The sequence below is a fragment of the Bradyrhizobium nanningense genome (genome assembly GCF_004114535.1).
In the GTDB taxonomy this organism is placed as follows: Bacteria; Pseudomonadota; Alphaproteobacteria; order Rhizobiales; family Xanthobacteraceae; genus Bradyrhizobium; species Bradyrhizobium nanningense.
On record NZ_LBJC01000026.1, the window covers coordinates 60,496 to 71,314 of the forward strand.

General features: G+C 61.6%; 11 protein-coding genes and 2 pseudogenes. 10 read left to right on the forward strand and 3 right to left on the reverse strand.

From position 1 onward, the window contains the following. Positions 1 to 279: 279 nt before the first annotated feature. A pseudogene (locus XH84_RS21885) lies at positions 280 to 1,397 on the reverse strand (IS630 family transposase). 43 nt (positions 1,398 to 1,440) lie between these two features. Here XH84_RS21885 and XH84_RS21890 point away from each other — a divergent pair. After that, a complete protein-coding gene (locus XH84_RS21890) occupies positions 1,441 to 1,698 on the forward strand; it encodes a LexA family protein (RefSeq protein ID WP_128918122.1) in 258 nt (85 codons plus the stop codon). 179 nt (positions 1,699 to 1,877) lie between these two features. Here the strand turns inward: XH84_RS21890 and XH84_RS21895 are convergent, their stop codons facing one another. Then, entirely contained in the window at positions 1,878 to 2,090 is a 213-nt protein-coding gene (locus XH84_RS21895) for a hypothetical protein (RefSeq protein WP_128918123.1), read from the reverse strand. 627 nt (positions 2,091 to 2,717) lie between these two features. Beyond that, positions 2,718 to 3,041 carry an antibiotic biosynthesis monooxygenase family protein gene (locus XH84_RS21905; RefSeq protein ID WP_128918124.1) on the reverse strand — a complete coding sequence of 108 codons (324 nt, stop codon included), beginning with the start codon at positions 3,039 to 3,041 and terminating at the stop codon, positions 2,718 to 2,720. 171 nt (positions 3,042 to 3,212) lie between these two features. Between XH84_RS21905 and XH84_RS39920 the strand changes: the two genes are divergently transcribed. The 9 genes and pseudogenes from XH84_RS39920 to XH84_RS40395 form a co-directional block, all read left to right on the forward strand. Continuing rightward, positions 3,213 to 3,389, forward strand: a complete 177-nt coding sequence (locus tag XH84_RS39920) for a hypothetical protein (protein ID WP_164936083.1) — start codon at positions 3,213 to 3,215, stop codon at positions 3,387 to 3,389. Between the two features lie 12 nt (positions 3,390 to 3,401). Further along, complete coding sequence (locus XH84_RS21910; RefSeq protein ID WP_283811956.1) at positions 3,402 to 3,755, forward strand: GcrA family cell cycle regulator; 354 nt, start codon at positions 3,402 to 3,404, stop codon at positions 3,753 to 3,755. A 233-nt stretch (positions 3,756 to 3,988) separates the two neighbouring features. Then, the gene (locus XH84_RS21915) at positions 3,989 to 4,444 is read left to right on the forward strand and encodes an RbsD/FucU family protein (RefSeq protein WP_128918125.1); all 456 of its coding nucleotides are present in this window, start codon (positions 3,989 to 3,991) and stop codon (positions 4,442 to 4,444) included. Between the two features lie 383 nt (positions 4,445 to 4,827). Further along, positions 4,828 to 6,486 (forward strand): type 2 periplasmic-binding domain-containing protein, encoded by a 1,659-nt coding sequence (locus tag XH84_RS21920; protein WP_128918126.1) that lies wholly within the window; start codon positions 4,828 to 4,830, stop codon positions 6,484 to 6,486. A 102-nt stretch (positions 6,487 to 6,588) separates the two neighbouring features. Further along, entirely contained in the window at positions 6,589 to 7,707 is a 1,119-nt protein-coding gene (locus tag XH84_RS21925) for a carbohydrate ABC transporter permease (protein ID WP_128918127.1), read from the forward strand. Between the two features lie 40 nt (positions 7,708 to 7,747). Next, complete coding sequence (locus tag XH84_RS21930) at positions 7,748 to 8,653, forward strand: carbohydrate ABC transporter permease (RefSeq protein WP_128918130.1); 906 nt, start codon at positions 7,748 to 7,750, stop codon at positions 8,651 to 8,653. A gap of 163 nt (positions 8,654 to 8,816) precedes the next feature. Further along, entirely contained in the window at positions 8,817 to 8,963 is a 147-nt protein-coding gene (locus XH84_RS40390) for a hypothetical protein (protein WP_181769544.1), read from the forward strand. A gap of 89 nt (positions 8,964 to 9,052) precedes the next feature. After that, positions 9,053 to 10,000 (forward strand): aminotransferase-like domain-containing protein, encoded by a 948-nt coding sequence (locus tag XH84_RS21940; RefSeq protein ID WP_164936084.1) that lies wholly within the window; start codon positions 9,053 to 9,055, stop codon positions 9,998 to 10,000. Between the two features lie 727 nt (positions 10,001 to 10,727). Further along, positions 10,728 to 10,819: pseudogene (locus tag XH84_RS40395) on the forward strand (transposase); the annotation flags it as partial.

Sequence of the window (10,819 nt, forward strand, 5' to 3'; positions counted from 1 at the left end):
ATTTGCTCAAAGCCAGTGACCTCCCTGTCTCCAGCTTCGATGACGCCAAGAGACAGCGAAGGCACTTGGCCTAACCATTCCCGAGTCCCTCTTGCTGCGTGCCGACGCGGCGATTGATGATGCCATTTGCCTGCGGTACCGGAGTCCGTTATTGGCCTCTCTGAGACATGCGGGCCCGGCCGAATGCCCGATTTGCCGAGAAGCATGCAGCTCCATCCCGTAGATTGCAGACATGTGTCTTTCCAGTTGTGGAGATGGGGCTGGTTCTGAAACGGGCGCTTATGACTCTTTGGAAGTGGCGGGATAGGCGCGGCCCATTTTGGCGCGGGCCTTGTCTGTTGTGAACATCCATTTGACACGGGAGCGGGCGGCATTTCGCTTCCGTTCCCAGACGGCGATCTCGCGGTGCAGTCGCTTGGAATCGTCGATCCTGCGATCCAGGCACTGGCCGCGCAGGACGCCGATCTCAATCTCGACCATGTTGAGCCAGCTTGCGTGCTTGGGGGTGTAGTGGAACTCGAGCCGTCGCAAGATCCGACTGGCTTCGACGGGCGGGAACGCCTGGTACAGGGCACCGGCGGAGTGGGTCGATAAACTATCCTGAACGACTCGGATTATCTCGGCGTCGGGATAATGGATGTCGACGAGGTCGCGCATACACCGGGCGTAGTCTTCTGCCGCGCGCCGCTCGGTGACTTTGACCTTGCGCCAGGGACGATGCACGTCGAGGAGCACGAAGAGATTGACCGTACCATTGCGACGTTACTCGTAATCGTAACGTTCGAACTGACCCGACTTGGCCGGGATGGGCTGACGCGCCTCGCCAATGAGCTGCACCGGGCTTTCGTCGACGCACACCACCGGCCGCCTGGGGTCGGGCGCTTCGGCGTAGAGATCGAGAACGTCCTCCATGCGGGCGACGTACTCACCATCGACCTGCGGAATGCACCACATGTCCTTGCGCCAGGGCTTGAGGCCATTTTCGGCCAGGCGCCGCCGAACCGTCTCGTGCGACAGACTCTTGTGCTCGGTGAGACCATCGCGTCCGCCAGCAGTTCGACCGTCCAGCGGGCGCGGCCTTACGGAGGGCTGGCGCAGGCGGTTGCCACCAGCAGCGCTTCCTCCTTGCCCGAGAGCTTGCGCTCCGCTCCGGGACGCGGCTCGTCGCTAAGCGCCCGTTCCAGATTGCCTTCCACGAAGCGGCGCTTGATCCGGTACACAGTCGAGCCGCCTACGCCGACGCTCCTTGCGATCTCCTCGTCGCCGGCACCGGCATCGGCGGCCAGCGAGATCTGCGCTCGCTTGAGCTTGCGCGACGCATGCTTGCCGCTGCTGAGCAGCGCCCTGAGTTCCGAGCGCTCGATTTGGCTGAGATCGACCCAATAGCGTACATTCATGGCGTGCTTCCGTGTTCGAGGCACGCACCAACAACTGAATCGGATGGCCGACGTGAGTCCTTCGGCAAAACCCTTCACGCCCACGCAGGGGCAGTATCTGGCCTTTATCCACCTCTATACGCGCCTGCACCGCAGACCCCCGGCCGAAACCGACATGCAGGAATATTTCCGCGTCAGCCCGCCTTCGGTTCACCAGATGGTGCTCACGCTGGAACGAGCCGGCCTCATTAGGAGGCAGCCCAGAACGCCTCGCAGCGTCGAGGCCATCGTTAATCCCAAACTCCTGCCCGAGCTAATCTGATCGCCGGACGCAAACTGTCAAAATCACTGTGCAGAGACACTAGGAGCCGATGTTTCAGGTTGCTAGTCATGGCGTGCCTTCCGGCTTCGCAGCAGCGCGGTCAGATGCGCCGGCGGGCACCCGGCTCCTGCAGCGATCCCATGCCGCCGTGGGCATCGCGCCAGATCTCGACACGATCCTTATGCTTCGCCCTCCCTCGAAAAGATCGACGCAGGCGGCGTAGTTTGCGCCGGCAGTGGCCGCTCAGCGATCTTCGAGGGCCGCGACTGAACGCCCAGCTTTGCGTCGTATCGGCCGACCAGCGCCAGCAAGCGACGCCTGGTGAAGGGATCGGCCCGGTCGGCCAAAATCCGAATGCGCTGCAACTGTTCTCTGCAGAAGTCCTCGTCCATCACGCCCACCCCATACCCACGCAAGCCCCCACCGAACATCATTGCGGCGGTTTCAGTTCGCTGGCGAGCCAGCCGACCGCATCCGTCTTCATCGGATCCACGACAAAAGAGACAGTTTCAGTGCGCTCGCAAGGTCGAGCATTCGAAAGTGCGCTCTTCGGTTCCTCTTTGGCCGGGAGAGATGCGAGCCAACGCCCTCCGGTGCTTGCATACCGGACACATCGGTCGGTCGTTGGTCGAGGCAGTCATCCCTGAAACCCTGGAGAAATGGATCATGATACTTTCCGAACCGAGAGTCTTTAGCTTTTGTGCTCCCGCCCGCGTGCCCGGAGGAACGAGTCCGGTCGACCCAGGTTGACTCCACAGGTCCGCGCGCAAATGCGTGGCCTGCGTGGCTCCGCCCCCAAGCCCCCCAAAAGCCCCCCAAAGGCGGGGCTACGCTCATGCGAGTGCATCGGCTTCGAATATCGTCCCCTTTCGTGCAACATCGACCCGTGCGCCGTCAGAGGATGGAGTTGCCGCGCTTACGCGGGATGAGGTCAGTCGTGAGCGCCGCTTGTGGGTCAAAGGGCACGCCGATTCACACGTCAGGCTCTGTGCAGGATCTCGATGCAAGTGTGAAAACGCTTAGTCGGCGTCCAGAACCTCGACAACTTCATAGAGATGGGGATCGATTTGATCGGTCAAGTTGTCAAACGTGCGCCACTCCTTACGAAAGCCCGGCGATTGGTGGGCAGAATGCAGCTGTTCGCGATTTTGCCATTGGATGTAGTTGACGATGCGCCGACCGTCGAGGCTTCGATGCAAGCTGATCGATACAAAGCCCGGCTGACGCGCCATGAATCGTGCTCGATCAGCCATCAGCGAGAGAGCCTCTTTCTGCTTGGCCGGTTCGGCTTCGATGAAAGTGATCTGCGTGACCATCTGACTACCTGTTTGAATATGGGCCATGGAGCTACTCCTTCTGGGCTCAGGTTCCTCTCGAGCCCCCTCCGCCTCCAATGATGCTCATTCCGAAGGTTTGAACTCCCGAGCCGTAGTAAGGGTTCAAAATCGGGTACCATCTCAATCCGTGGTCAGGTCTTCGCATTCGGTTATTGGCGTTTTTCGAGGAGCAACAACATGAAGCAACACATTCTCGAGGTCTTTTCTCCTGGGTCGATTGACTGGAGTTCGCTCGTGATCATCGGCAGCGCGATGCCACCCCGCGATCCTGATGAAGACGAAGATGACGATGAGGAAGATGAAGAGGACCGCGCCGACGAACCACCGGTCGTGCGCGAGCCAGACGAAGACTAGACTATCCGGTCGTTGGCAGTTGGCGTTATAGTATCTCGCACGAGTTGGGATGAGAGAGACTTAGCGCTGCTCAAAGAACTCTGGGCATTGGGACACAGCGCCGCACAGATCGCGCGCGCACTCGGGTGTAGCCGTAACGCAGTTTGCGGGAGGCTGACTCGATTGCACCTGAAGCGTGGTCACAAGCCGCCAGCAGCAAAGCCCAGAATAAGGCCAGTCCCGAAGCGACGGCCGGCGTTGTCGGCCGCCTGTGCCGGCCCGATGGAAAAGGAGGTATCGAAACCGCTAGAGAGGCAGCAGCCTAATGAATTCAGCAGGCGCGAGCTTTACGCCATGCTAGCTGAGGCGGTCAGGAATACGGGCTAGGGGCTCATCGCGACATACAGCAAGACCAGGACGCGTCGCGGCCGTCTCCAACGGCCGATTCGCGCTCGCGATCACGCGTTGAGCGCGATCGACGAGGACGGCCGCCGACGCGCCGAGATCGATGCCGAGATACATGATCCTCGCAAATCGTGGACGTCGATATGGACGACGGCTCCGCAACGTCGGATAGTTAATCAATCCAAGAAGCCTGATCTCGTCAAGGGAGACGCCGCATGCTGAAATCGATCGATCCGCTTTTGAATGCCGATGTTCTCTATGCGCTGCGGTCCATGGGGCATGGCGACGATCTCGTGCTCTGCGACACGAACTTTCCGGCCGACGCGGTCGCGCGCCAGACTGTGCTGGGGCGACTGCTGCGCATCGACAACGTCACCGCAAGCCGCGCCGCCCGCTCGATCCTGTCGGTACTGCCGCTCGACAGCTTCGTGGACAAGCCGGCCTCCCGCATGGAGATCGTCGGCCAGCCCAACGAAATTCCGCCTGTGCAGAGCGAGGTCCAGGCCGAAATCGATGCGGCGCAGGGCCGATCTTTTCCGATGGCCTCAGTCGAGCGCTTTGCATTCTACGAGCTTGCGAAGAGATCCTATTGCGTGGTCCAGACCGGAGAGCGGCGCTTCTATGGCTGCTTCATCTTCAAGAAGGGCGTCATCCCGCCTGATGCTGCTTGAGGTGAACACCTCACAAGCCGTCTGGACGACGGCACGGCTGCGCGAGGCGTCTGACATAAATACGACGTCGAGATGATGTCGCGCTTGCGGAACCTGCTCATTCACGATCTCCGCGACGGTGATCGGCGCTGCACGGCATCAATCATCTTGCAGCGCGGCATTGCGAAGACTCTGCTCTGGTTCGCGCATCGACGGCACGCGCGACCTCAACTTCACGCGCATTCGTTGACTTTGATATGTGCCGCTGCATACTCGACACGGCCTCTGCCGCCATCGCCACGACGCGGAAGTCCGCCGAGCGTCATGTCATCGAGGTGCTCGGGCGAGGTGGACTTCACAAAAGAAGGTCACGCAAAGAAAGTCAAAAACGGGAGGGTATCGCGGTGAAACAGCACGATCACGATCAGCATTCCGCATTCCAGCCGAACCGGCGAACGGTGCTGAGAGGCGCGGCGAGCGCCGCAGCACTCGGCACCAGCGGAGCACTCGGCACGTTCTCGGAACTCGCATTGGCGCAAGCCAACCTACGCGCGCAGATCGCGCAAATTCCGGGTGTCGGCAAGGGTGCACCGACGGACGCCGATTGGCAGAAGGTCGGCGAACTCTGCCTCGGCCCGACCAAAGCGAGCATCAAGGAAGGCGAATTCAAGGGCGTCGAACTCTCGTTTATGGGACTCAACAATCAGAACCTGCATAATCTCCTGTTCCGCGGCTTCCTCAAGCCGTGGGAAGCTTATACGGGCGCGAAAATCTCCTGGATCGATCTCGCCCAGGCCGACTACAACCCACGGCTCCAGCAGGCGATCGCGACGGGCACGGTCGATTTCGACATCCTCGAGATGGGCGCGCCGTTCGAGGGCGATGTCTGTGGCAAGGGACTGGCATCGGAGATGCCGGACTGGGTCAAAAAGCAGATCGATATCGATGACTATGTCGAATATCTGAAGCCGCCGGTCGGAACCTGGAACGGCAAGACCTATCGCGTCACCATCGACGGCGACTGCCACAACTTCAACTACCGCACCGACGTCTTCTCCGACGCAGCCCTTGCCAAAGCCTGGAAGGACGCCGGCAATACGGGCGAATGGGGCGTGCCGAAAACCTGGCAGCAGGTCCAGGCGGTGACGAAATTCCTCAAAGGCAAGAAGATCAAGAACCAGAACGCGTTCGGCTATCTCGATGCGCCAAAGCCCTGGGGCGGCTTCGGCTTCTATTTCCTCGGCAGCCGCGCCTCTGCCTACGCCAAACATCCCGACGACAAGGCTTGGCTGTTCGACATCGATACGATGAAGCCGCGCATCAACAATCCGGCCTGGGTGCGCGCTATCCAGGACGTCATTGACGCGCTGCCATTCGAGCCGGCCGACCAACTCAACGCCGATCCGAACACCACCGGCTTCCAGCAATTTCTCGCCGGCATCGGCTCGATGATCCCCTGGTGGGGCGACATCGGCCAGGTCGCCAAGGCGAGCGACACCTCGGTCATCGGCGATATCGTCGGCTTCGACATCCTGCCGGGATCGGACGATGTCTATAATTCCAAGACCGGACAGTGGGATAAGCTCGCGAGCGGTCCGAACCACGCGCCGAACTGCGCCTATCTCGGCTGGGGCGTCTATGTGATGGCCAGGGTCAATGGCGACGAGAAGAAGCACAAGGCCGCCTGGAGCGCGGCCGCGCATCTCGGCGGCAAGGATCTGTCGCTGTGGATGGTGATGTATCCGTCGGGCTTCCAGGCCCACCGCACCAGCCACTTCCAGTTCGACGAATGGGTGGCCGCGGGCTATGACCGCAAATACATCACCTCCTACCTCAACTCGCAGCTTGGCTCCTACAATCATCCGAACCGGGCGGTCGAGCCGCGCATCCCCGGCATCTTCCAGTACTACAGCATCGCGGAGGATGAGCTGACGAAGATTTTTGCCGGCAAGGTCGACGCGCAGACCGGCGCGAACAACATCGCCGCCGCCTGGGAGACGCTGACCGACCAGATTGGCCGCGAGCGGCAGATCGGACTCTACAAGGCCTCGCTCGGCGTGTAGCCGCTTGAGCATCACGAAGACCCTCGGCTGGCGACGCTCTCGCGGTGCCAGCCGAATGCCCGGCGGCCGGCCGGCATTCAGGATCGGCAGAGTTCGATTGCCATGCAGAATTCAGCTCCCGTGACCGACGACCTGCACCAACAGCTCGCGGTAGCGCGCGCACCGGCCAGGCGGAAGGCCGCCGGCCGCGCGCTTGTCGCGCTGGCGTCGCTCGGCTTCCTGCTCGTGCTCCTCGTCCAGATCCTGCACACGACCAGTGCGACCGCGTCCGGGTTCTCCGATTGGCGACCGATCCTCATCGCCTATCTCATCTGGGCCCTCGCCTTTGCCATCGCCCAAGTGCTGATCCGCGGCGAGCGCGGCCAGCGCGCGCTGTTCCTGCTGCCGGCGGTGTTCTTCACCATTGCGGTGGTGATCTTCCCGACCATCTTCGGGATCTATATCGCCTCGCTCGACTGGAATCTCAGCTCGGTCGAAGGCCCGCGCTTCAGCGGCTTCGGCAATCTCGTCGGGATGCTCAACGACACCTATTACTGGAACGCGCTGGGCAACATGATCTTCTACGCGGTCGCAGTCCTCGGCGAGTACGCGATCGCGTTCGGCCTCGCGCTGCTGCTTAGCGCCGAGATCCGCGCGCGTAAGTTCTTCCGTGTGGTGTTCCTGCTGCCGATGATGCTGAGCCCTGTCGCGGTGAGCTGGATGATCGGCAAGTCGCTCCTCGAATATCGCTTCGGGCCCGCTGCGGCGCTGGCGCGCTATCTTGGATGGGAGAACCCGGCGTTCTTCGCTTCGCCCTGGATGGCACGCTTGAGTATCCAGGCGATGGACGCCTGGGTGTCGATCCCCTTCATCATGATCATCCTGCTCGCCGGCCTCCAGGCCATGCCGCGGGAGGTACAGGAGGCCGCCAAGGTCGATGGCGCCAACGCCTGGCAGTCGTTCTGGCACGTCACCTTTCCGATCATGCTGCCGGTCAGCATCACCGTCCTCATCATCCGCATCATCTTCAAGCTGAAGCTTGCGGACATCGTAATCAACGTGACGGCCGGCGGGCCCGGGGGCGCCACCGACACCGTGTCGAGCTTCATCTATCGCGTGTACCGCGACCGCTCCAATGTCGGATACGGCACGGCACTCGCCATGGTCTATCTGGTGCTGATCATCGTCCTCCTGACGCTGCTCCTGCGCCTGTCCAAGCGTTGGACGCAGAGAGTCGTCTAGAACCAAGGAGTCCACGCGCGTGTCGATATCGACATCGGCATTGAAGCCCGTCCGGCGGCATCCCGCGGCACCGCGCGCCAAGCGGGCGCTTGGCCGCGTGCTGATCTATGCCGCGCTCCTGTTCTGGACGCTCATTTGCCTCTTCCCGATTTACTGGACGGTGACGACGTCGTTCAAATCGGCGGTCGACGTGACGCAGGCGCATCTGATCCCGTGGGTCGATTTCCAGCCGGACTGGAAGGGATGGCGCTCGCTCGGGCTTTCGCCAGACGCGCTGTTCGGCACCTCGACCGCCCGCGCGGAGTTCACGAGCCGGTTCGTCAACAGCATCATCACCTCGGTCGGCGCGTCCCTGCTCGCGTTGATCCTCGGTTCGCTTGCCGCTTATGGCCTCAGCCGCTTCCGCTACAAATTCGCCTGGATGCGCAACGACGACATCCTGTTCTTCTTCATGTCGCAACTGATCTTGCCGCCGGTCGTGCTCGCCCTGCCCTTCCTCGTGCTCTACAAGGCGCTCGCGCTGCTCGACACCCGCTTCGGCCTGATCCTGCTCTATACGCTTTCCGTCCTGCCCATCGTCATCTGGATCATGCGCGACCAGTTCAACGCGATTCCGATCGAGCTCGATGAAGCCGCGTTCGTCGATGGACTGTCGACCTGGGGCGCGTTCCTGCGCATCGTGCTGCCGCTTGCAGTGCCCGGGATGGTGGCCGCTTTCATCCTGTCGCTGGTGCTGTGCTGGAATGAGTATTTCTTCGCAGCCCTCCTCACCAGCACGGATGCGAAGACGCTGCCGGTGATGGTGGCGAGCCAGACCGGCTCGCAAGGCATCAACTGGTGGTCGATGGCAGCGCTGTCGACGGCGGCAATCGCCCCGCTCGTCCTGGTCGGCATCTTCCTCGAGCGCTACATTGTCAGCGGGCTGACGACAGGCGCGGGAAAGTAGCACGGTCCGGCAATTGTACCGAAGATGTGGCGACGGGCGCGCCGGCCACACGCAACGTTGCATACGATACTCGCCGCCCGGCGCGGACCGGACTAACCTCAGGGTTGCTGGGCCGGTCAGCCTACCGGCCGAACCGAACCGCGAGGACGCAAAGACGACGGGTGTGACCACGCTCATGTTTCACGACGAAGGATCCAAAACGATCGCGGATCTTATCGACGGCACGGTCGGCTGCCCAACGTGCCATGCCTATTTTGCTGCCGGGGCGACGGGGCTCATCGTGAAGCCCAAGCGGAAAATCCAGCTGTAGATCCCAGTCCTCCTCAAGGTGCGACACGGAGATCGCGAGAAGCGGAAGCTCGCGGGCTTATTTCGGGTGAAGTCGGCCGAGGCACCTTCGTGCAGCGGCGACGCCCCTCGCCCAACGGCGGAGCAGCTGGACAGGGCAGCATCAATCTCGCACTGAATGTGCCACCGTCGACAGGCGAGAGCGAGCTCATCGCATCCGTGATGTCCGAATTGCTGGACGATGGCGTGCTCGAGTCTCTGCTGGGGTACCTCCCACACCAGGGCGCGGCAGCTCACAGGGAGATATTTCTGGGGTGGCTTTCCGATCTCGGATTGAAGACGGACGTTCAGAACCTCTTTATAACTCACGGCGGTCAGCACGCGATCTCGATCGCACTCAATATGGTTTCCGCACCCGGTGAAGCGGTGCTTACCGAGCAATTTACTTATTCCGGAATGGTAGCGCTGTCGTCGCAGAACGGCTATCGCTTGCACGGCGTGCCGGGCGATGCCCACGGCCTGCTTCCCGAAGCGTTGGATCGCGCTTTCGGCGAAACCGGAGCGCGCGCGCTTTTCGCGACCCCTACCTTGCAGACGCCAACCGCGACGGTGATGTCGTCCGAGCGGCGCGAGCTGATCGCGAACGTGATCAAGAAGCACGGCGCTTTCCTGATCGAAGACGACGTCTATGCGTTCTTGTTCGAATCTCCCCCTATCCCGATCTCGATGCTGATCCCCGAGCGAAGCTTTTACGTGAGCAGCTTCGCGAAGTGCCTCGCACCTGGCCTGCGCATCGGCTCACTCGTCGCTCCGGAGCCTTTCCGCGATCGCGTCATCAATGCAATCCGCGCCACGGGGTGGATGGCGTCTCCCATAATGTCGGAGGTCGTTTCGCGGCTGATCCATAGCGGCGATCTCTCGAGACAGGTGCATGCCAAACGCGGGGCGGCGGCGCGCCGCAATGCGATTGCGGACCGTGTATTGGGCAACTGGCTCTCGCCGTTGTCGGCTGCCCCGGCTTCCATCGCTGGCTGCCTATTCCGGCCGGACGGACCCTGATCGCGTTGATAACGCAGGCCGCTCAGTCCGGTATCACCATCGCTCCACCGGGAGCGCTGCAGCAGGTCGATCGCGGCACCCTAGGCATCAGGATCTGTCTGGGACATCCGGAAACCGAAGAAAAGCTGGAGAAAGCCCTTTCCGAACTCAGGCTGATCCTTGAAAGTGCAGAGGCAATGTCGTTCGTATAACGGCGACCTCATACCGACCTTCAAAGCCCGGCGTAACAAGCGAGCATCCCGGCGAGCTTCGGCTCCACTGATCGCAAATCCGCCGCGGTCATCGATCCCGACGTGGCAGATGATTTCCTGCTTCAAATTGTTCGGACCGCTCCGAACGTGGCCGAGCGACTGCAATCCCGCCTCGCGCGAAACCGGCTTGCACTAAGGGGAGTGCGGGTACGTTATCGGTTGCGGCCTATTCAGGACCCCAACAGGTTTTACCTTGTCGGAATGGCTCGGTAGCAAACTCTCGACGAAGAGCAGCTCGTGTTTGAATGAGTTCTGAGAGTTGTCGGGGGTTCGAGTCCCTGCAGCGCTACCGCTTTTCCCCACAACGGCCAAGCCTACGATATCTCAGTAGAGTCGAGGAAGGGCGCGGTTGCTCGGGCCGTGCGGCCTCGCCCCGTTTCCCTTCCCCGCTCATCAAACCGGACGTGCGGATTTACCGCATCCGGCTTTCCGACTGGCTTCATCATGAGGCACGCAGCGGCGACATTCCACGCCCGCGCATTCCAAAGCTGCGCAAGGGTTCCTACTTTCCCGGCTTCCTGGAGCCGCGCCGGATGGCCGAGAAGGCGCTCACCGCGGTGGTGCAGGA